A 20,768-nucleotide genomic window follows, 5' to 3' on the forward strand; every position below is an offset into this window, starting at 1 on the left:
GACCGGGCGAAGCTGGGGGGAACAGACGCCACCGCCCCCAAGCCTTACACGCACGACTGTTGTTTATTCCTGCGGCAACTCATCGTCACCCGCGACGTCTTCCGGTGCATCGACACCGTCCACCGGCGCTTCGAAGCCTTCTTCGCCTTCGAGCAATTCCTCGCCCTCGACTTCCGATGGCTCCTGCACCCGCTCCAGGCCTACCAGCGTTTCGTCGCTGGCCAGCTTGATCAGGGTAACTCCCTGGGTGTTACGGCCCAGGCTGGACACTTCACCGACACGGGTACGCACGAGGGTACCCTGGTCGGAGATCAGCATGATCTCCTCACCGTCCAGTACCTGTACAGCCCCGACCAGGCGGCCGTTGCGCTCGTTGCTGACCATGGCGATCACGCCCTGCCCGCCACGCTTGTACTCCGGGAACTCGCTGATGGCGGTACGCTTGCCATAACCACGCTCGGAAGCGGTGAGGATCTGGCTGCCTTCCTCCGGGATCAGCATGGAAATCAGCTTCTGGCCTTCCGGCAGGCGCATGCCACGCACGCCTCGGGCAGTACGGCCCATGGCCCGGACGTCGGACTCCTTGAAGCGGGTGACCTTGCCACCATCGGAGAACAGCATCACTTCACGCTCGCCGTCGGTGATGGCGGCGGAGATCAGCACATCGCCCTCGTCGAGCTCCAGGGCGATAAGGCCCACGCTGCGCTGACGGCTGAACGATTCCAGCGGGGTCTTCTTCACGGTGCCGTTGGCGGTCGCCATGAAGATGAAGTGGCCTTCGGTGTATTCCTCGACCGGCAGCATGGTGGTGATGTACTCGCCATCGTCCAGCGGCAGCAGGTTGACCAGCGGGCGACCACGGGCGGCACGGGAGGCCTCCGGGATCTCGTAGGTCTTGAGCCAGTAGACCTTGCCCTTGCTGGAGAACAGCAGGAGGGTGGTATGGCTGTTCGCTACCAGCAGGTGAGCGATGTAGTCCTCATCCTTCACGCCGGTAGCCGACTTGCCCTTGCCGCCGCGGCGCTGGGCCTGGTAGGCAGCCAGTGGCTGGGTCTTGGCGTAGCCGCCGTGGGAAATGGTCACCACGCGCTCTTCTTCCGGGATCATGTCACCCAGGGTCAGGTCCAGGCGCGCATCAAGAATCTCGGTGCGGCGCACATCGCCGTATTCGGCGCGGATCACTTCCAGCTCTTCGCGGATCACTTCCATCAGGCGCGCGGCGCTGTTGAGGATGCGGATCAGCTCGCCGATCTGGTTGAGGATTTCCTGGTACTCGGCCAGCAGCTTCTCGTGCTCCAGGCCGGTCAGGCGGTGCAGGCGCAGGTCGAGGATGGCCTGGGCCTGTTCCGGCGACAGCCAGTACTTGCCATCACGCAGGCCATATTGCGGGTCCAGGTTCTCGGGGCGCGAGGACTCGGCGCCGGCCGCTTCCACCATGGCCACCACGGCGCTGGATTCCCAGGCGGTGCTGACCAGGGCTTCCTTGGCCTCGGAAGGCGTTGGCGAGGCCTTGATCAGGGCGATGACCGGGTCGATGTTCGACAACGCCACGGCCTGGCCTTCCAGGATATGGCCACGCTCGCGGGCCTTGCGCAGTTCGAAGACGGTACGGCGGGTCACCACTTCGCGGCGGTGACGCACGAATGCCTCGAGCAGGTCCTTGAGGTTCAGCACACGTGGACGGCCATCGATCAGCGCGACGACGTTGATGCCGAACACGGCCTGCATCTGGGTCTGGGCGTACAGGTTGTTGAGGATGACCTCAGGCACTTCGCCACGGCGCAGCTCGATGACGATACGCATACCGTCCTTGTCGGACTCGTCGCGCAACTCGGTGATGCCTTCCAGTTTCTTCTCTTTCACCAGCTCGGCGATCTTCTCGATCAGGCGAGCCTTGTTCAGCTGGTACGGCAGCTCGGTGACGACGATCTGCTGGCGGCCACCGACCTTGTCGATGTCTTCCACCGTGGAGCGGGCGCGCATGTAAATGCGGCCACGACCGGTGCGGTAGGCTTCGATGATGCCGGCGCGGCCGTTGATGATGGCCGCGGTCGGGAAGTCGGGGCCAGGAATGAACTGCATCAGTTCATCGATGGTGATGTCGGCGTTGTCGATCAGCGCCAGGCAGCCGTCGATGACTTCGCCCAGGTTGTGCGGCGGAATGTTGGTGGCCATGCCCACGGCGATGCCGCTGGAACCGTTGACCAGCAGGTTTGGGATGCGCGTTGGCATCACCGCCGGAATCTGTTCGGTGCCGTCGTAGTTGGGCACCCAGTCCACGGTTTCCTTGTGCAGGTCGGCCAGCAGTTCGTGCGCCAGCTTGGTCATGCGTACTTCGGTGTATCGCATGGCCGCGGCGTTGTCGCCGTCCACCGAACCGAAGTTGCCCTGGCCATCCACCAGCAGGTAGCGCAGGGAGAAAGGCTGGGCCATGCGAACGATGGTGTCGTAGACCGCGGTGTCACCGTGGGGGTGGTACTTACCGATCACGTCACCGACCACACGGGCGGATTTCTTGTACGGTTTGTTCCAGTCGTTACCCAGCTCGCTCATCGCAAACAGAACGCGGCGATGCACGGGCTTCAAGCCATCACGCGCATCAGGCAGTGCACGCCCGACGATGACGCTCATCGCGTAGTCGAGGTAGGACTGTCTCAGTTCGTCTTCGATATTGACCGGGAGGATTTCTTTGGCCAGTTCGCCCATGAGAAGCCTGATTCCTTTTTCTGGTGAAACTCCGCGACATCCACCGGGACGTGCGAAGCTCGCCGCCGACGGCCAGTGCCGCGAGGCGACTTACGACAAATCAACGAGTTATGCTCAGGATCTGCGCAGTGGGGGCCGCACCTATAGGCGACCCTGGAAACCGTCGGATGTTACCACAATCGCCGTCAGGCACCTATCCCCCTCAAGGCTTGCAAACCCATTAATTCATGGGCAAACGAGCTTGAAGGTGGGTCTGAGGGGCTTTCGGGGGGATGGTGGGTATTTTTGGGTGGTTTTTTGGGCGACTCTGGGCGGGTTGGGTGGCGCCTGCTTCCCAGGCAAGCCTGGTCCCACACCTTTCGCGGCAGCAGTGCCAGGGAGGCAAAGCCATTAGCCATTGGGTGTGGGACCGGGCTTGCCCGGGAAGCGATGCCCCCCCATCAATGCAACCGTTTGCGGCACATCAATTGTGCCATCTTCGCTGCATCCGGCCGCTCCACCACGCCCTTCTCGGTCACGATCGCGTCGATCAGGTCGGCCGGTGTTACATCGAATACCGGGTTGAAAACCTCGACATCAGCGCCCAAGCGCCGCCCACCGACCTCCAGCAGCTCACTGGCGGCGCGCTCCTCCAGGTGAATGTCGTCGCCGCTGGCCAGGCTCATGTCGATGGTCGAACTGGGCGCCACCACCATGAAGCGCACGCCGTGATGCATGGCGGTGACAGCCAACTGGTAGGTGCCGATCTTGTTGGCCACGTCGCCGTTGGCAGCGATGCTGTCGGCCCCCACCACGACCCAGGTGATGCCCTTGGTTTTCATCAGGTGGGCCGCCGCGGAGTCGGCGTTGACGGTGACCGGAATGTTTTCATTGGCCAACTCCCAGGCCGTGAGGCGCGAGCCTTGCAGCCAAGGGCGCGTTTCGTCGACAAACACCCGCTCGACCATTCCCTCGATGAACGCCCCGCGAATGACCCCCAGGGCGGTACCAAAGCCGCCCGTGGCCAGCGCACCGGTATTGCAATGGGTTAGCAGGGCCTGCATGTTGCCCTGATGGCGGCGAATGAGGTCTACCCCCAGCTGTGCCATGGTCAGGTTGGCTTCGCGGTCACTTTCGTGGATGGCAATGGCCTCGGCTTCCAGCAACGCCAGAGCATCCGGGTGCAGACGAACACGCGTGAGCCGCTCACGCATGCGGTTCAGCGCCCAGGACAGATTGGCCGCGGTCGGCCGGGCAGCGGCCAGGGTGCGGAAATCGGCGTCCAGCGCCGACACCCAATCCCCGCCCTGCGCCTGACGCTGGCGAGCTGCCAGCACCAGGCCGTAGGCGGCACTGATACCAATGGCCGGCGCACCGCGCACCACCATGGCACGGATGGCCCCGGCGACCCCGGCGGCGTCGGTGTAGGCCAGCCAGTTCTGCTCCACAGGCAGGGCACGCTGGTCAAGCAAATGCAGGGTACCGTCACGCCAATCAATGGCCCTGACTTTCTCTGCTGCCAATAGACGTTCGCGCATTGCCTACCCCTGATCTGAAAGCCGACATCAAAAGCGGTCGATTATAGCGATCCCCCGGGGAAGACGCTCGGGTATACTTCGCCATCATCGATTGAAAGCACCGGATATTTCCCATGCCCAATGCCACCTCGCCGCTCGACCTGCTGCTCCTGCCCACGTGGCTGGTGCCCGTGGAACCGGCCGGCGTGGTGCTCAAGGACCACGGCCTGGGCATCCGCGATGGCAATATAGTATTCATCGGCCCGCGCGCGGAAGCCTTGAAGCACCCGGCGGCAGAGGTTCGGGAGTTGCCCGGCATGCTGCTGACCCCCGGCCTGGTCAATGCCCATGGCCATGCCGCCATGACCCTGTTCCGCGGACTGGCCGACGACCTGCCGCTGATGACCTGGCTGGAAAACCACATCTGGCCGGCCGAAGCCCGCTGGGTGGACGAGGATTTCGTGCGCGACGGCACCGACCTCGCCATCGCCGAGCAACTGAAGGGCGGGATAACCTGCTTTTCGGACATGTATTTCTACCCGCGCACCGCCAGCGAACGGGTGCACCACAGCGGCATGCGCGCGCAGATCAGCATCCCGGTGCTGGACTTCCCCATTCCCGGTGCGCGCGACGCCGACGAAGCCCTGCACCTGGGCATGGAGCTGTTCAGCGACCTCAGGCACCACCCACGCCTTTGCGTTGCATTCGGCCCCCACGCCCCTTATACCGTGGGGGACGCCAGCCTGGAGAAAATCCGCGTGCTGGCCGACGAACTGGACGCGCCCATCCAGATGCACATCCATGAAACCGCCTTCGAAGTGGAGCAGGCCGTGGCTGCCACCGGCGAGCGCCCGCTGGCACGCCTGGCGCGGCTGGGCCTGCTCGGTCCGCGATTGCAGGCGGTGCACATGACCCAGATCAATGAAGACGACCTGGCCCTGCTGGTGGAAAGCAATACCAGCGTGGTGCACTGCCCCGAGTCCAACCTGAAACTGGCCAGTGGCTTCTGCCCGGTGGAACGCCTGTGGCAGGCCGGCGTCAATGTGGCAGTAGGCACCGACGGCGCCGCCAGCAACAATGACCTGGACCTGCTGGGCGAAACCCGTACCGCCGCGCTGCTGGCCAAGGCTGTAGCGGGCAGTGCCACGGCCCTGGATGCCCACCGGGCGCTGCGCATGGCCACCCTGAACGGTGCCCGCGCACTGGGACTGCAGGCGTCCATCGGCTCGCTGGAGGTAGGCAAGGCTGCGGATATCACCGCCTTCGACCTGTCGGGGCTGGCGCAACAACCGATCTACGACCCGGTGTCGCAATTGATCTATGCCACGGGGCGCGAGTGCGTGAAGCACGTCTGGGTGGCCGGCAAGGCCCTGCTCGAAGACCGGCGCCTCACGCGCCTGGACGAACAGGGGCTGGTCGACACAGCCCAACGCTGGGGCCAGCGCATTGGCGCCCGGCACGAATAACCGTCACGGCGGCCCCCAGGCCGCCGGCAACACACCGATTTCAAGCAAGTTTTCAGAGGACACCCCCATGAGTAACGTCGACCACGCCGAAATCGCCAAGTTCGAAGCCTTGGCGCACCGCTGGTGGGACCGCGAAAGCGAGTTCAAGCCACTGCACGACATCAACCCGATGCGGGTCAACTGGATCGACGAACGCGCCAAGCTGGCCGGCAAGAAGGTGCTGGACGTAGGCTGCGGCGGCGGCATTCTCAGCGAGGCCATGGCCCTGCGCGGCGCGACCGTGACCGGTATCGACATGGGCGAAGCGCCGCTGGCCGTCGCCCAGTTGCACCAGCTGGAGTCCGGCGTGCAGGTGCAATACCGGCAGATCACCGCCGAAGCCCTGGCCGAGGAAATGCCCGCTCAGTTCGACGTGGTCACCTGCCTGGAAATGCTGGAGCACGTGCCGGACCCGTCTTCGGTCATTCGCGCCTGCTTCAAGATGGTCAAACCCGGCGGCCAGGTGTTTTTCTCCACCATCAACCGCAACCCCAAGTCTTACCTGTTCGCCATCATCGGTGCCGAGTACATCCTCAAGCTGATGCCCCGCGGCACCCACGACTTCAAGAAATTCATCCGCCCCTCCGAACTGGGCGCCTGGGCCCGCACGGCAGGCCTGGCGGTCAAGGACATCATCGGCCTGACCTACAACCCGCTGACCAAGCACTACAAGCTGGCCGCCGACGTCGACGTCAACTACATGGTCCAGACCCTGCGGGAGGAGTGATCGATGCGCTTGAGAGCGGTTCTCTTCGACATGGACGGTACCCTGCTGGACACGGCGCCGGACTTCATCGCCATCTGCCAGGCCATGCTCGCCGAACGCAACCTGCCGGCCATCGATGACCAATTGATCCGTGACGTGGTCTCCGGCGGCGCCAAGGCCATGGTCTCGGCCACCTTTGCGCTGTCACCCCAGGCGCCGGAATTCGAGGCCCTGCGCCTTGAGTTCCTGGAGCGCTACCAGGCTGGCTGTGCGGTGCACAGCCACCTGTACGAAGGCATGGCCGAACTGCTGGACGACATCGAGAAAGCCGGCCTGCGGTGGGGCGTGGTCACCAACAAGCCCGTGCGCTTTGCCGAGCCGATCATGCAGCAACTGGGCCTGGCCGAGCGCTCGGCACTGCTGATCTGCCCGGACCACGTGACCCACAGCAAACCGGACCCGGAGCCCCTGACCCTGGCGTGCAAGATGCTGGACCTGGACCCCGCCAGCGTGCTGTTCGTGGGCGATGACCTGCGCGACATCGAATCAGGCAGGGACGCGGGCACCCGCACGGCCGCGGTCCGCTATGGCTACATCCACCCCCACGACAACCCCAGCCACTGGGGCGCGGATGTGGTAGTGGACCGGCCGCTGGACCTGCGCAAGGTACTCGACCAGGCACTGTGCGGCTGCTGACCTGACAACCGGCGTCACCTGCCGTGATGTGGGACCGGGCGAAGCTCGGGAAGGCGGCACCGCGTAGTGCCCGCCATCACGCGGTGTACTTTTCCCGAGCTTCGCCCGGTCCCACAGGGGGCCGATGCAAACCCAAAGGACAACCCATGTTCGATTACACCGCCCCACCCGGCCTGCTCAACGGCCGCGTCATCCTGGTCACCGGTGCCGGCCGCGGCATAGGTGCCGCCGCAGCCCTGGCCTATGCCGCCCACGGCGCTACCGTGCTGTTGCTGGGCAAGACCGAAGCCAACCTGGACCAGGTCTACGACCAGATCCAGGCCGCCGGCCACCCCCAGGCCGTGGTCATCCCCTTCAATCTGGAAACCGCCCTGCCCCACCAGTACGACGAACTGGCGGTGATGATCGAGAACGAATTCGGCCGCCTCGACGGCCTGCTGCACAACGCTTCGATCATCGGCCCGCGCACGCCGGTGGACCAGCTCAGCGGGGAGCACTTCATGCGCGTGATGCACATCAACGTCAACGCCATGTTCATGCTCACCAGCACGCTGCTGCCGTTGCTCAAGCTGTCCGCGGACGGGTCGGTGGTCTTCACTTCCAGCAGCGTCGGGCGCAAGGGCCGGGCGTACTGGGGAGCGTATGGGGTGTCGAAGTTCGCCACCGAAGGGCTGATGCAGACCCTGGCAGACGAACTCGATACCATGGGCGCCTTGCGCGCCAACAGCATCAACCCGGGCGCCACCCGCACCAGCATGCGGGCCCAGGCTTACCCCGCCGAAGCCCCGGAGAAAAACCCGCTGCCCGAGGCCATCATGCCGGTGTACCTGTACTTGATGGGCCCGGACAGCAAGGGCGTGAACGGCCAGGCGTTCAACGCCCAGTAAAGCGTCAGTGCTGGGCGATGGCCACCACGCGCTCACGGCGCACGGTGCGCTGCTCCAGCTCCAGGGCCATGCAGCGCTCCAGGAAATTGAACATGTAGTCGTAGCTCATGCAGATGGCGCGGCGCAGTTCTGCCTGCAAGGCGCGGCTGGGGTTGTGCCCGGCCAGCGTGCAGATGATCTCCAGCGCCTCCCACGGGTGCGCATCATCATACTGAGCATGCATCTTCAGCCATTTCATGGCGCGCTTGCGGCCTTCCTCAGGGAAGGCGTTGGCATAGGTGTCGTTCTCGCACACAACGGCGGACCATTCACCGGTAGCCCCTTCGATGGCGTAATTGGTCGCCGCCATGGCGATGATCAGCGAGTCGGCCGTAGTGCTCTGCCAGCACCAGTGGCTCAGGGACAGCAGTTCGGCAGGCACTTCCTGAGCCTGCAGATCTTCCAGCGTGACGCCGTGGGCGTTGCACCAATGCACCCAATAATCGGCATGGTTGAGCTCCACGCGAATGTTGCGCATCAGCCAGCGCCGCGCCATGTCTTCGCCAGGGTGGCGGCCGAAGCGTGTCTTGGTCAGGCTGTTGGCCATGTACAGGGAGAACTGCTCGACGACCGGCCACCCACCGATCAGGTACTGGCGCATGGTCTTGGCGCTGAGCGTTGCATCGCGCATATGGCGGTACAGCTCATGCTCGACCACCCGGCGCTTGCTTTCACTGCAATCGCGGATCAGTTGCTGAGCCCAGAGCGGGTAACTGGTGGCTTCCATGAGGGGGCCAGTACGGACGAACGCCTCGATCACTTTTCAGATTCCTTCTTTATGGAGTGATGGTCACGGCTGCCAGCGTCAGCGAAACGTCCCCGGCGCCGTGAACAACAAAGGGCGGGGGCGGATCTCGCGTCGCTGCAGACTTTCGCAGGTGAATACCTGTGGACGTTCTATCAGATAACCCTGGGCATAATCTACCCCGATTTCCAACAGTGCCTGCTCTATCAGGGGAGTTTCGACGAACTCGGCGATGGTTTGCTTGCCCATCACATGGCCAATATGGTTGATGACCTCAACCATGGCGCGGTTCACGGGGTCATCGAGCATGTCCTTGACGAAACTGCCGTCGATCTTCAGGAAGTCCACCGGCAAGTGCTTGAGGTAGGCGAACGACGACATGCCGGCGCAGAAATCGTCCAGCGAGAACCGGCACCCCAGGCCTTTGAGTTCGTTGATGAAGCGGATGGCGCTGCCCAGGTTGGAGATGGCGGCCGTTTCGGTGATTTCAAAGCAGATCAGCTCCGGCGGTATGGAAAACCGCTGGAATTGCTCACGCAGGTAGGCCAGGAAGGCGTCATCACCGATGCTGGTGCCGGACAGGTTGATGGCGCAGATAGCCAAGGGCTGGGAGGCGCCTTCGGTCAGGCACTGCTGAATGACCTTGAATACATTTTGCACTACCCAGCGGTCCAGGGCCGTCATCAGGCCATAACGCTCGGCGGCGGGAATGAAGTTCTCCGGCATGATCACCCGCCCGCTCTCATCGTGCAGGCGCAGGAGGATCTCCACATGGCCACCGGAATTATCGGTACGCCCCAGCGAGGCGATTTCCTGGGCATAGAGGACGAAACGGTTCTCCTCCAGGGCCATGTGCAGCCGCTGCACCCACGCCATCTCACCGAAGCGCATGGACAATTCGGTGTCGTCGGCATGGTAGACCTGGACTCGGTTGCGACCTTTTTCCTTGGCCATGTAGCACGCCATGTCGGCGGCGCGCAGTGAGGCTTCCAGCGTGGAAGGCGCCTGGGCGATGTGCACCAGGCCGATACTGACCGTGGTGACGAACGGCCGCCCCTTCCAGACGAAATGCAGGTTCTGCACGGTCTGACGCAGGTTTTCGGCAATGCGTTCAGCCATGTCGCCCGGACAGTTTTCCAGCAGAATGCCGAATTCGTCGCCGCCCAGCCGTGCCAGCGTATCGCCTTCGCGCAGGCCCGATTGCAGCAAGGTGCAGATGTGCCGCAGCAACTCGTCACCCGCGGCATGGCCGCAGGTGTCATTGACCAGCTTGAACTGGTCCAGGTCCAGAAACATCAGTGAGTGGCGGCTCTGGGCGCGGTTGAGCTTGCCCAGCGCCTGCTCGAGACGGAATTCGAATTCGCGGCGGTTGGCCAGCCCGGTCAGGGCATCGTGGGTCGCCTGCCACGACAGGTTGGCGATGTACTGACGTTCCTGGGTCATATCATGCAGCACCAGCACGGTGCCGCTGATGCGCCCATCGGTGCGAATAGGCGCGCCTACCAGCGTCACCGACACGGTACTGCCGTCCAGGCGCTGGATCAGCTTGGCGTGCTCGCTGCCCCCGGACAACTGCCCCGCCAGAATATGTTCGATGAGGGTAAAGCTGTCTTTCTCGGCATTCTCGTCCAGCAGGTTGAACAACGAAGCCAGTGGCAAGCCATTGGCCTGCTCGGCGTTCCAGTGAGTCAGTTGCTCCGCCGCCGGGTTCATGTAGGCGATGCAACCGTCGAAGTCGGTGGCGATCACCCCGTCGCCGATGGAGGCCAGCGTCACCTGGGCCCGCTCCTTTTCCAGCTCCAGGGCATTGGCAAAGGCATGGCGCTGGCCCAGCAGGCGGTGCACGCGCCATAGCGCCAGGGCGATAAGCAGCACCGCCGTGCCCAGGTTCACCACCATCAGCAGGCGCCACAAGAACCGCGATCCCTCGCCCAGGGCATCGCTGAAGGCCTTGGCCGCGGGCGTGACGCCGTCGTTGATGGCCAGGATCTGATCCTTCCAGCGCATGATGTCTTCTTCGGTGGCACTGCCCCGGCTGATGCCGGCATGCATCTGCTGGGCCACGTTGTCCAGTTGCACCAGGTAACTGTCGCCCACGGTCCAGCGCTCGATGGCGCGTTCCAGGTAACTGAAGTGGCGGAAATTGAGGTAGAGCCAGATGAGGCTGGATACATCGTCGGGGTGGTTGCCGCCCTGGAGAATGCCTTGGCGCGCCGCCACCAGGTCGGGGGCCGGCCGGTCCAGGGCCACGCGCAGGTCATGGCTGCCCTGTGGCACGGCGATGGCGGCCTGGTATTTGCTGAAAATGCGCTCGTCGCGGCTGTCGGCGTAGAGATTCAGATAATAGATGGCGTCTTTCTGGCCCTTGGACCACAGGCTCTCACCCGCCACATAGCCTCGTACGGCCGACAACGCGTACAGGCTGATGCAACCCAATAGTGCCTGGAACAGCACGACTGCGATAAATGGCCAGACGATGCCCAATAATCTCGGCGTTTCGAGAGTCCGATTTTGCTTCATGAGGTCCCTTGCATCAGCAGCGCCAGACAACCACCAGGGAAAACTCCAGCTCCATCAGCACAGCCTAGGCGAAAACTGCGCGAACAGGGGATTTCTGGCGGTCAGGCATCTTGTTTCATTCAACGCGGCACTTTACAGGCCTATCCAAATGAATGGCTAGCGTTGTCTTTGGTACAAATGTACCGGTAACGCCTGCGCTAGACCTGTTGCAGGTGGCCATACAAGCGCGCGTAAAGTCCGCCCTCCGCAATCAGCTGCTGGTGATCGCCGTCCTCGGCGATGCGGCCACCGTCGAACACCAGCACCCGGTCGGCCTGCTTCACTGCCGAAAGACGGTGGGCGATGATCAGCGTGGTACGCCCGCCCAGAAAGCGCGCCATGGCCTGGTGCAGGTTGTACTCGGTGGCGGCATCCAGCGCCGATGTGGCTTCGTCGAGGATGACCACCTGCGGATTGGCCAGAATCATCCGCGCGATGGCCAGGCGCTGGCGCTGGCCGCCGGACAGGCGCACCCCGGAACGGCCGACGATGCTGTCCAGGCCCTGAGGCAACGCACGGATGGCCGTGTCCAGCTGGGCCGTTTCCAGCGCCTGCCAGCAGGCGTCGTCACTGCGCTCACGGCCCAGGGTGAGGTTGGCGCGCACGGTGTCGTTGAACAACGCGGGGTGCTGCAGGACCACCGCCACATGTTCGCGCAAGGTCGCCAGGCCAATTTCCTGCTGGGTGCAGCCGCCAAAACGGATCACGCCGCTCTGGGGCGTGTACAGCCCCAGCAGCAGTTGCACCAGGGTGCTCTTGCCACCGCCACTGGCGCCGACGATGGCGACTTTCTCGCCAGGGCCGATGGACAGGTTCAACTGGTCCAGCACTTTTTCCTCGCCATACCCGAAACTCAGGTCTCGCACCTCGATTCCCACCGTCTCACGGTTACGGAACGGGTTGATGCCGCCAGGGTATTGAGGCTCGTCGGCACGGGCCAGCAGCTCGTTGATCCGCGTCAAGGCACCATCGGCGGCGTAGTAGGCATATTGCAGGTTGAGCAGTTGCTCCACCGGCCCGATCATGAACCACAGGTAACTGAACACCGCCAGCATCTGGCCGATGGACAGGTCGGAAAACAGCACGGTGAGCATGGCCACGGCACGGAAGATGTCGATGCCGAACTGGAACAGCAAGCCGCTCGCCCGCGCCGACGCGTCACTCTTCCACTGCGACGCCACGGCGTAGTCACGCACCTCGCGCGCACGCTGGCCAAGGCGCCCGAGAAAAAAGCCCTGACGGTTGCCGGCACGCACTTCCTGAATGGCGTCCAGGGTTTCGGTGAGTGCTTGAGTGAACCGCGCCGTGCTGTCGTTTTCCAGCTTTTTCAGGGACTTGACCCGCTTGCCCAATTGCACGGTGGCGAAGATCACCAGCGGGTTGAACAGCAGAATCAGCAGCGCCAGCTTCCAGTTCATCCACATCAGGATGGCCGCGGTGCCGACCAGGGTAAGCATGGCGACCAGAAAGCGGCTTAGCGTCTCACCGACGAATTTGTCCAGGGTGTCCAGGTCAGTGACCAGGTGCGTGGCGACGGTGCCACCGCCCAGGCTTTCGTATTCACTCAGGGAAATACGCTTGAGGCGCTCGATCAGGCGGACGCGCAGGCGGTAGACCACGTCCTTGGCCAGCCCGGCGAAGAGCTTGGCCTGCACCACGCTGAACACCAGCGCCAGGCAGCGCAGGCAGAAGGTCACCAGCAACATCAGGCCAATGTAGCCGGCCGCCTGCTGCCAGGCCGAGGGCAACGCATGGTCCATGACCTTGAGGGCCGCGTCGCCATGGCCCAGCAACACTTCGTCCACCAGCAACGGCAGCAACAGCGGAATCGGTACGCTGCACAGGGTGGCCAGCACGGCCACGCCATTGGCGATCCACAGGGCTTTACGGTGCCTCAGGGCCAATTGCCGGATATTCGCCCAACTGAGCCGGTCAGGGCTGACCGGCTCGGGCCGCAGGGGCAATTCGGTCGGCCCGGGCAGTTCAAGCATGGGCAGCCCTTTCCAGCCACCGGGCGAACAGCGGCGCCAGTTCCTCCAATGGCTGGTAGCCATTGGTCAACAGGGCCATCTGCCCGCCGCGCTGGGCAAGCATGGTGGGGAAACCGGCGATGTTGAGGTCGCGCACCCAGCTGAAATCGTCCGCGGTGGCGCTGAGCAACTCGGCGCTGTCGAAGGCCGCAGCGAATTCGATACGCGGAATGCCGGCCGCTTCGGCCAGCTCCACCAGCACGGCCACCTGGGTCACGTCGCGGCCCTCGGCGTAAAATGCATGCTGGATCAGCTTGGCCATGTCCCAGGCCGCGCCCTCGTCGAGGCTGCGCACCGCCACCACTGCCCGGCACGCGGGTTCGGTGTCGTAGACAAAGCCATCGGGCAGCGCGCCCTCGAACCGGAAGGGCTGGCCCGTGGCGTCGTGCACGGCATGCCAGTGGTGCAGGATGCTGCTGCGCAGGGACGGTTCCAGGGCTGCCCCGCCCCCTGTGCGCAAACCACCCATGACCAGGTGCACGCCCACGCCGGCGGCCTTCGCCTGCTGGATCAGTGCTTCGGCCACCGGGGCAAAACCCCAGCACCAGGAACACATGGGGTCCATCACGTACAGCAGGCGGGTTTGCATGGCGTCAGTCCTGGGCGGCTTTGCGGTAATTATGGCCTATCGGGTGAGGAAGATTGCGCGCCTTTGCCAATTCAATTTGTTTCTGGCGGTCGATGGCGCTCTTGCGGGTCTTTTCGCTGAGGCTGTCCCAGCAATGGGGGCAACTGATACCCGGCGAATAGTGCTCGCTGGCACGGTCCTGCGCACTGATGGGGGTGCGGCAGGCGTGGCACTGGTCGTAGTCGCCTTCGGTCAGGTCGTGGCGCACGGTGACGCGGTTGTCGAACACGAAGCAGTCACCCTGCCACTTGGTTTCTTCCTGAGGCACCTCTTCCAGGTACTTGAGGATCCCGCCCTTGAGGTGAAACACCTCGCCGAATCCCTCACCCAGCATATAGCTGGAAGCCTTCTCGCAGCGGATGCCACCGGTGCAGAACATGGCGACCTTCTTGTGCACCGCGGGGTTGAAGTTGGCCTTGACGTAGTCCGGAAATTCGCGGAACGAGGTGGTCTTGGGGTCAATGGCGCCCTCGAAGGTGCCGATGGCCACTTCGTAGTCGTTACGGGTGTCGATCAGCAGCACTTCGGGGTCGCTGATCAGGGCGTTCCAGTCCTTGGGGTCGACGTAGGTGCCGACGCTGCGGTTAGGGTCCACGCCGGGCACGCCCAGGGTCACGATTTCCTTCTTGAGCTTGACCTTGGTGCGGTAGAACGGCTGCTCGTCGCAGTACGACTCCTTGTGGTCGATGTCCACCAGGCGCGGGTCGTTGCGCAGCCAGGCCATCAGGCCGTCAATGCCTTCGCGGGTGCCGGACACGGTACCGTTGATGCCTTCCTCGGCGATCAGCAGGGTGCCTTTGATGCCGTTGTCGACCATGGCGTTGAGCAGGGGCTCGCGCAGGTCAACGTAATCTTCCAGGGTGACGAACTTGTACAGTGCCGCCACGACAATGGCTTGTGTCATGGGTAAAAACTCCAGGTGGTCATCCTCGCAAAGGAAGGACCGGGTCGAAAAACACGTGAGTTGAAACGACTGTAGGAGCGCCCCACCCTCCCCCACGAATGGGGGTGGCGAAGTGCTCCTACAGGGGAACCTAAGGCCGCGATTCTATCAAAAAAGCGGCCCTGGAAGTATTGCTCTGGATCAATGCCCGCCCGCGCAGGTAGGCGACGCCGGCGCTGAGCCGACGGCCGCCCATTCCTCGGGGGTGTAGGTGTGCTGGGCCAGGGCATGGAATTGCCCCATCAGCTCACCCAGGGTGGCATAGACCATCTGCTGGCGCTTCACGCGGCTCAGGCCCACGAATTGCTCGCACACCAGCACCACCTTGTAATGGGTTTCCTGGCCTCGGCTGTGCATGTGGCTCTCGTCGAGCACCTGCACATGAACCGGGTTCAGGGCGCCGAGCGCCTGCTCAATGCGTTGCTGCATGGACATGGCTGGCCCCGCTTACGGCTTCTTGGCCGGTGCGGCGGCTGGGGCCGCGGCTTTCGGCGGCGCCAGCTCGGTGGTCATGTCAGACAGCAGCTTGTTGACCACCGGCACGGCACTTTCCAGCTTCTGCTGGGTGATCTGGGCCGACTGCTGGGTGACCGCAGGCATTTTTTCCAGCACTTTCTTGCCCAGAGGCGACTGGTAGAACTTGACCAGGTCCTTGAGCTCCTGCTCGGTGAAGGTGTCGGTGTACAGCTTGATCATGTCCGGCTTCAGTTTCGGCCAGCCAATGGCCTGGTCCAGGGCGGCGTTGGCCTTGGCCTGGTAGGTTTCCAGCACCGCGCGCTTGGCTTCCGGCGCCTTGGTCTGCTCGAAACGCTGGGCAAACATCTGCTGCACCTGCATGTAGACCGGAGTCCCGAGCTTGTCGGCGTGCGCCATCATCAGGAACGATTCAGCACTGGCGTTGTGGCTGGCGGTGTCGGCGAAGACCTGGCCGCTGGCGCAGACCAGAGCAACCGCGGTACAGATGGCACGAAGACGGGTCATCGAGTTTCCTTAAGTTAGCAGGCGAGGTAATTCCCCCGGAATCAAACATTCTGCGCCCAAGCGAGCCTATCACTCAACCCCGGCACAGGCCCCGGCACATGAAACCTGATGGAACCGCCGGGCCGTTGCACAGCCTAAACTGCGAATCAAGCCCGTTCAGGAGGACCATCGCATGAGCCGAACAGAAACTGACAGCCTGGGACCTATCGAAGTTCCCGAAGAGGCGTACTGGGGTGCGCAGACCCAGCGCTCGCTGATCAACTTCGCCATCGGCGACCAGCGCATGCCCCTGGCGGTGCTGCATGCCCTGGCACTGATCAAGAAGGCGGCGGCGCGGGTCAATGACCGCAACGGCGACCTGCCCGCCGACATCGCCCGGCTCATCGAACAGGCCGCCGATGAGGTGCTGGACGGCGAACATGACGACCAGTTCCCGCTGGTGGTCTGGCAAACCGGCAGCGGTACCCAGAGCAACATGAACGTCAACGAGGTGATCGCCGGGCGCGCCAATGAACTGGCCGGCAAGGGCCGCGGCGGCAAGGCGCCGGTGCACCCCAACGACCACGTCAACCGTTCCCAGAGCTCCAACGACTGCTTTCCCACCGCCATGAGCATCGCCGCCGCCCAGGCGGTCAACCAGCAATTGCTGCCGGCCATCGCCGAACTGTCGGCGGGCCTGGCTGAATTGTCGGCGCGGCACATGACACTGGTGAAAACCGGCCGCACCCACATGATGGACGCCACGCCCATTACCTTCGGCCAGGAACTCTCGGCCTACGTCGCCCAGCTGGATTACGCCCAGCGCGCCATTCGCGCGGCCTTGCCGGCAGTGTGCGAGCTGGCCCAGGGCGGCACGGCGGTCGGTACCGGGCTGAACGCGCCCCATGGCTTCTCCGAAGCCATTGCCGCGGAACTGGCTGCGTTGTCGGGCCTGCCCTTCATCACAGCACCGAACAAATTCGCCGCCCTGGCCGGGCATGAGCCGCTCACGACGCTGGCGGGGGCATTGAAAACCCTGGCCGTGGCCTTGATGAAGCTGGCCAACGACCTGCGCCTGCTGGGCTCGGGCCCCCGCGCCGGGCTGGCCGAAGTGAAACTGCCCGCCAACGAGCCGGGCAGCTCGATCATGCCGGGCAAGGTCAACCCCACCCAGTGCGAAGCGCTATCGATGCTGGCCTGCCAGGTGCTGGGCAACGATGTGGCCATCGGCTTCGCGGCGAGCCAGGGCCACTTGCAGTTGAACGTCTACAAGCCCGTGATCATTCATAACCTGCTGCAATCGATCCGATTGCTGGCCGATGGCTGCAGCAACTTCCAGGCCCATTGCATCGCGGGGCTGGAACCGGACCCTGTCCAGATGGCCGACCACCTGGAGCGTGGCCTGATGCTGGTGACGGCGCTGAACCCGCACATCGGTTACGACAAGTCCGCGCAGATCGCCAAGAAGGCCTACGCCGAGAACCTGACCCTGCGCCAGGCGGCGCTGGACCTGGGCTACCTGACCGACGCCGAGTTCGACCAATGGGTACGCCCGGAGAACATGCTCGAATCAGGCAAGAATGGCTGACCGGCGGTAGACACCGCGCCGCTCGGAACTCGATAAGATGAAACACCCGCAATCTGGGAGACTTTCCATGTATGGCAAGCGCGCACAAGACCCGGCCGACACCGTGCACTACCGCAGTGACCGGGTGATCATGGTCAACGGTGAATTTTTCTTCACCACCCGCGAAAACACCCAGGAAGGCCCCTACCCTTCCAAGGAAATCGCCGCCCGGGAAACCGAGGCCTACATCGCCCGCATGCAAGGCCGCGCTTGACGCGACGCCTTGATCCCTGTGGGACCGGGTGCAGCTCGGGAACCGGCCGCCGCTCCATGTCAGCCACTGCGCGGTGGTCTTTTCCCGAGCTGCGCCCGGTCCCACAGGGTCGTTAAAACGCCTCGAACAGGCCCGCCGCGCCCATGCCGCCGCCCACGCACATGGTCACCACCCCATAGCGCAGTTTCTGGCGCTGCAATTCGCGCACGATATGCCCCACCTGCCTGGACCCGGTCATGCCGAACGGGTGGCCGATGGCGATCGAACCGCCGTTGACGTTGTACTTCGCGTTGTCGATTTCCAGACGGTCGCGGCAATACAGGCACTGGGAGGCAAAGGCTTCGTTGAGCTCCCACAGGTCCACGTCCTGCAGGCCCACCCCGGCGGTTTTCAGCAGCTTGGGCACGGCGAACACCGGGCCTATGCCCATTTCATCCGGCTCACAGCCGGCCACGGTGAAACCACGGAACACTGCGCGGGGCGTGAGGCCCAGGGCCTGCGCCCGTTCCAGGCTCATCACCAGGGTCATGGAGGCGCCATCGGACAACTGCGACGCGTTGCCGGCCGTCACCGAACCGTCCTCGCTGAATGCCGGCTTCAAGCTGGCCAGGCTTTCCAGGGTAGTGTCCGGGCGATTGCAGTCATCGCGGTCGACCACGCCGTCCAGCCATTTCTGCTCACCCGTGGCTTTGTCTTCCACCAGGTAGCGGGTGTTCATGGCCACGATTTCGTCGTCGAAACGGCCATCGGCCTGGGCCTGGGCCGTGCGCTGCTGGCTTTGCAGGGCGTATTGGTCCTGGGCCTCGCGGCTGACCTGGTAACGCTTGGCAACTACCTCGGCAGTCAAGCCCATGGGCATGTAGATACCCGGCGAGCTTTCCTGCAGGGTGGGGTTGAGCAGGCGGTCCTGGTTGACGCTGCGCAGGGTCAGGCTGATGGACTCCACGCCGCCGGCAACGATGACATCACTGAAGCCCGAGGCAATCTGGTTGGCAGCAATGGCGATGGCCTGCAGGCCTGAAGAACAGAAACGGTTGAGGGTCATGCCCGCCGTGCCGGTACCCAGCTTCGACAGCACCGCCACGTTGCGGCCGATGTTGAACCCCTGGGCGCCTTCGTTGGAAGCCGCGCCAACGATGCAGTCCTCGACGCTGGCCGGGTCGATGCCGTTGCGGGCCAGCAGGGCGTTCACGCAATGGGCCGCCATGTCATCGGGGCGGGTCTGGTTGAACTTGCCACGGAAAGACTTGGCCAGGCCGGTCCTGACACTGTCGACGATCACCACTTCACGCATGGGGCACCTCCTTCGGCGTTGAGCTGCAAGCTGAAAGCGAAGGCAACAACGCGCTGCCTTTCGCTCGTAGCCAGTAGTTTGTAGCTTGCAGCTTGCGCCCAAGCCACCATCATTGAAGCGCTTGATGCAGCACCATGACAGATCAGGCGCCCGGCCCGGTACGCTTACTTGTCCTTTTTGAAGGCTTTCTCCAGCGCCTCGTTGATGGTGCGCAGTACCTTGACCCGGGCCCAGCGCTTGTCATTGGCTTCGATCAGCGTCCACGGGGCGATTTCCGTGCTGGTGCGGTCGACCATGTCCTCCACCGCTTCGCGGTACTGGTCCCACTTCTTGCGGTTGCGCCAGTCGTCATCGGTTATCTTGAAACGCTTGAAGGGCACTTTCTCGCGGGCCTCGAAGCGTTCCAGCTGGGTGTCCTTGTCAATCGCCAGCCAAAACTTGACCACCACGACGCCCGCGTTGGCCAACTGCTCTTCGAAATCATTGATTTCGCCATAGGCACGCATCCAGTCGCTGGTGCTGCCCAAGGCTTCCACCCGCTCCACCAGTACGCGGCCATACCAGGAGCGATCGAAGATGGTGAACTTGCCTCGCGCCGGGATCTGACGCCAGAACCGCCACAGGTAAGGCTGCGCCAGTTCATCCTGGGTGGGCGCGGCGATCGGCACGATGTTGTACTGGCGCGGGTCCAGGGCCGCGGCCACCCGGCGAATGGCGCCCCCCTTGCCCGCCGCGTCATTGCCCTCGAACGCCGCCACCAGGGCATGACGGCGCATGTGCTTGTGCCGCAGCAGCCCGGCCAGGCGCGCCTGCTCGATTACCAGCTGTTCGTTGTAATCATCCTTGTCCAGGTGCTGGCTCAGGTCCAGGCTGTCGAGCAGGCCCTTGCCGTCCAGGCTGTGCCCCAACGGCGCGACGCTCTGGTGCAGCGGTTCGGTGGGCGCCTTGAGGGCTGCCTGCAAGCCTTCCAGCAGCAGCTTGCCTACGGTGAGGCTGCGGTAATGAGGGTCGACACCTTCGATCACATGCCAAGGCGCGTAGTCACGGCTGGTGCGGCGCAGCACGCGCTCGCCGAAACGCACGAAGCGGTCGTAGGTTTCCGATTGCTGCCAGTCCAGCGGGCTGATGCGCCAGCTGTGCAGTGGGTCGTCCTGCAGGGCCTTGAGCCGCGCTTTCATCTGTTTCTTGGACAGGTGGAACCAGAACTTGAAAATCAACGCGCCCTCGTCGCACAGCATCTGCTCCAGGCGCTCGGCACCGTTGATGGCCTGGTCCAGCTGGGCGTCCTTGAACTCGCGGTGCACACGCCCCTGGATCATCTGGCTGTACCAATTGCCGAAGAACACGCCGATCTTGCCCTTGGCCGGCAATTGCCGCCAGTAACGCCAGGCCGCGGGCCTTGCCAGTTCTTCATCGGTCTGCTGGTCGAAGGAGCGCACCTCGATCAGGCGCGGGTCCATCCATTCGTTGAGCAGTTTGACGGTCTCCCCCTTGCCCGCCCCCTCGATGCCATTGATGAGGATGATGACCGGGAAGCGCGCCTGGGCCTTGAGTTCGTTCTGGGCTTCCAGCAGCGCCTCGCGCAGCGCCGGCACTTCGGCGTCGTAGGTCTCCTTGTCGATGGCGTGGCCGATCTCGGCGGACTCGAACATGGGCAGTACTCCTTGACCAATAAGCTCTAGAGCCTAGCGCATCAGCCTCGCTATCATGAACCCTTGTCTGTCATCGAGCCG

General features: G+C 63.7%; 17 protein-coding genes. 6 read left to right on the forward strand and 11 right to left on the reverse strand.

The annotated features are described in order from the left end of the window. Positions 1 to 63: 63 nt before the first annotated feature. Both gyrA and mtnA read right to left on the reverse strand, forming a co-directional pair. Positions 64 to 2,706 (reverse strand): DNA gyrase subunit A, encoded by a 2,643-nt coding sequence (gyrA, locus tag QBK88_RS14310; protein WP_277962491.1) that lies wholly within the window; start codon positions 2,704 to 2,706, stop codon positions 64 to 66. A 440-nt stretch (positions 2,707 to 3,146) separates the two neighbouring features. Further along, positions 3,147 to 4,223, reverse strand: a complete 1,077-nt coding sequence (mtnA, locus tag QBK88_RS14315) for an S-methyl-5-thioribose-1-phosphate isomerase (RefSeq protein ID WP_277962492.1) — start codon at positions 4,221 to 4,223, stop codon at positions 3,147 to 3,149. Positions 4,224 to 4,336: 113 nt separating this feature from the next. Here mtnA and QBK88_RS14320 point away from each other — a divergent pair, with 113 nt between their 5' ends. From QBK88_RS14320 to QBK88_RS14335, 4 genes are all read left to right on the forward strand, one after another. Next, positions 4,337 to 5,668, forward strand: coding sequence for a TRZ/ATZ family hydrolase (locus QBK88_RS14320; RefSeq protein ID WP_277962493.1), 1,332 nt, complete (start codon positions 4,337 to 4,339; stop codon positions 5,666 to 5,668). A 67-nt stretch (positions 5,669 to 5,735) separates the two neighbouring features. After that, the gene (gene ubiG, locus QBK88_RS14325) at positions 5,736 to 6,434 is read left to right on the forward strand and encodes a bifunctional 2-polyprenyl-6-hydroxyphenol methylase/3-demethylubiquinol 3-O-methyltransferase UbiG (RefSeq protein ID WP_277962494.1); all 699 of its coding nucleotides are present in this window, start codon (positions 5,736 to 5,738) and stop codon (positions 6,432 to 6,434) included. Between the two features lie 3 nt (positions 6,435 to 6,437). Next, a complete protein-coding gene (mupP, locus tag QBK88_RS14330) occupies positions 6,438 to 7,109 on the forward strand; it encodes an N-acetylmuramic acid 6-phosphate phosphatase MupP (RefSeq protein ID WP_277962495.1) in 672 nt (223 codons plus the stop codon). A 146-nt stretch (positions 7,110 to 7,255) separates the two neighbouring features. Next, positions 7,256 to 7,996, forward strand: coding sequence for a YciK family oxidoreductase (locus tag QBK88_RS14335; RefSeq protein WP_277962496.1), 741 nt, complete (start codon positions 7,256 to 7,258; stop codon positions 7,994 to 7,996). Between the two features lie 4 nt (positions 7,997 to 8,000). Here QBK88_RS14335 and QBK88_RS14340 read toward each other — a convergent pair whose 3' ends face one another. The 7 genes from QBK88_RS14340 to QBK88_RS14370 form a co-directional block, all read right to left on the reverse strand. Beyond that, complete coding sequence (locus QBK88_RS14340; protein WP_268149435.1) at positions 8,001 to 8,795, reverse strand: TenA family transcriptional regulator; 795 nt, start codon at positions 8,793 to 8,795, stop codon at positions 8,001 to 8,003. A gap of 45 nt (positions 8,796 to 8,840) precedes the next feature. Continuing rightward, positions 8,841 to 11,300, reverse strand: coding sequence for an EAL domain-containing protein (locus tag QBK88_RS14345; RefSeq protein WP_277962497.1), 2,460 nt, complete (start codon positions 11,298 to 11,300; stop codon positions 8,841 to 8,843). Positions 11,301 to 11,497: 197 nt separating this feature from the next. After that, positions 11,498 to 13,330 (reverse strand): ABC transporter ATP-binding protein, encoded by a 1,833-nt coding sequence (locus QBK88_RS14350; protein WP_277962498.1) that lies wholly within the window; start codon positions 13,328 to 13,330, stop codon positions 11,498 to 11,500. Beyond that, positions 13,323 to 13,958, reverse strand: a complete 636-nt coding sequence (locus QBK88_RS14355) for a DsbA family protein (protein WP_277962499.1) — start codon at positions 13,956 to 13,958, stop codon at positions 13,323 to 13,325. Before QBK88_RS14355 ends, QBK88_RS14350 begins: the two co-directional genes overlap by 8 nt. Before the next feature lie 4 nt (positions 13,959 to 13,962). Further along, complete coding sequence (gene trhO / locus QBK88_RS14360) at positions 13,963 to 14,901, reverse strand: oxygen-dependent tRNA uridine(34) hydroxylase TrhO (protein WP_277962500.1); 939 nt, start codon at positions 14,899 to 14,901, stop codon at positions 13,963 to 13,965. 180 nt (positions 14,902 to 15,081) lie between these two features. Then, positions 15,082 to 15,375, reverse strand: coding sequence for a BolA family protein (locus tag QBK88_RS14365; RefSeq protein WP_277962501.1), 294 nt, complete (start codon positions 15,373 to 15,375; stop codon positions 15,082 to 15,084). A gap of 12 nt (positions 15,376 to 15,387) precedes the next feature. Continuing rightward, the gene (locus QBK88_RS14370; RefSeq protein WP_277962502.1) at positions 15,388 to 15,921 is read right to left on the reverse strand and encodes a DUF2059 domain-containing protein; all 534 of its coding nucleotides are present in this window, start codon (positions 15,919 to 15,921) and stop codon (positions 15,388 to 15,390) included. A 172-nt stretch (positions 15,922 to 16,093) separates the two neighbouring features. On the opposite strand from QBK88_RS14370, the gene QBK88_RS14375 reads away from it, so the two are divergent. Further along, on the forward strand, positions 16,094 to 17,488 hold the full coding sequence (locus QBK88_RS14375; protein ID WP_268149421.1) for a class II fumarate hydratase: 1,395 nt from the start codon (positions 16,094 to 16,096) through the stop codon (positions 17,486 to 17,488). Between the two features lie 67 nt (positions 17,489 to 17,555). After that, complete coding sequence (locus QBK88_RS14380) at positions 17,556 to 17,741, forward strand: DUF6316 family protein (protein WP_158158049.1); 186 nt, start codon at positions 17,556 to 17,558, stop codon at positions 17,739 to 17,741. Positions 17,742 to 17,853: 112 nt separating this feature from the next. Here QBK88_RS14380 and QBK88_RS14385 read toward each other — a convergent pair whose 3' ends face one another. Together QBK88_RS14385 and pap are read right to left on the reverse strand one after the other, a co-directional pair. Next, positions 17,854 to 19,035, reverse strand: a complete 1,182-nt coding sequence (locus QBK88_RS14385; protein ID WP_277962503.1) for a thiolase family protein — start codon at positions 19,033 to 19,035, stop codon at positions 17,854 to 17,856. Between the two features lie 164 nt (positions 19,036 to 19,199). Continuing rightward, complete coding sequence (gene pap, locus QBK88_RS14390; protein WP_277962504.1) at positions 19,200 to 20,687, reverse strand: polyphosphate:AMP phosphotransferase; 1,488 nt, start codon at positions 20,685 to 20,687, stop codon at positions 19,200 to 19,202. Positions 20,688 to 20,768: the final 81 nt, after the last annotated feature.

This window comes from Pseudomonas sp. RIT-To-2 (assembly GCF_029623465.1).
Lineage (GTDB): Bacteria > Pseudomonadota > Gammaproteobacteria > Pseudomonadales > Pseudomonadaceae > Aquipseudomonas > Aquipseudomonas silvicola.

Coding starts and splice junctions, on each gene's coding strand:
- QBK88_RS14335 (WP_277962496.1), top strand. CDS start 7,256: ATGTTCGATTACACCGCCCCACCCGGCCTGCTCAACGGCCGCGTCATC.
- gyrA (WP_277962491.1), bottom strand. CDS start 2,706: ATGGGCGAACTGGCCAAAGAAATCCTCCCGGTCAATATCGAAGACGAA.
- QBK88_RS14350 (WP_277962498.1), bottom strand. CDS start 13,330: ATGCTTGAACTGCCCGGGCCGACCGAATTGCCCCTGCGGCCCGAGCCG.
- QBK88_RS14370 (WP_277962502.1), bottom strand. CDS start 15,921: ATGACCCGTCTTCGTGCCATCTGTACCGCGGTTGCTCTGGTCTGCGCC.
- ubiG (WP_277962494.1), top strand. CDS start 5,736: ATGAGTAACGTCGACCACGCCGAAATCGCCAAGTTCGAAGCCTTGGCG.
- QBK88_RS14355 (WP_277962499.1), bottom strand. CDS start 13,958: ATGCAAACCCGCCTGCTGTACGTGATGGACCCCATGTGTTCCTGGTGC.
- QBK88_RS14375 (WP_268149421.1), top strand. CDS start 16,094: ATGAGCCGAACAGAAACTGACAGCCTGGGACCTATCGAAGTTCCCGAA.
- QBK88_RS14380 (WP_158158049.1), top strand. CDS start 17,556: ATGTATGGCAAGCGCGCACAAGACCCGGCCGACACCGTGCACTACCGC.
- QBK88_RS14365 (WP_277962501.1), bottom strand. CDS start 15,375: ATGTCCATGCAGCAACGCATTGAGCAGGCGCTCGGCGCCCTGAACCCG.
- trhO (WP_277962500.1), bottom strand. CDS start 14,901: ATGACACAAGCCATTGTCGTGGCGGCACTGTACAAGTTCGTCACCCTG.
- pap (WP_277962504.1), bottom strand. CDS start 20,687: ATGTTCGAGTCCGCCGAGATCGGCCACGCCATCGACAAGGAGACCTAC.
- QBK88_RS14320 (WP_277962493.1), top strand. CDS start 4,337: ATGCCCAATGCCACCTCGCCGCTCGACCTGCTGCTCCTGCCCACGTGG.
- mtnA (WP_277962492.1), bottom strand. CDS start 4,223: ATGCGCGAACGTCTATTGGCAGCAGAGAAAGTCAGGGCCATTGATTGG.
- mupP (WP_277962495.1), top strand. CDS start 6,438: ATGCGCTTGAGAGCGGTTCTCTTCGACATGGACGGTACCCTGCTGGAC.
- QBK88_RS14345 (WP_277962497.1), bottom strand. CDS start 11,300: ATGAAGCAAAATCGGACTCTCGAAACGCCGAGATTATTGGGCATCGTC.
- QBK88_RS14385 (WP_277962503.1), bottom strand. CDS start 19,035: ATGCGTGAAGTGGTGATCGTCGACAGTGTCAGGACCGGCCTGGCCAAG.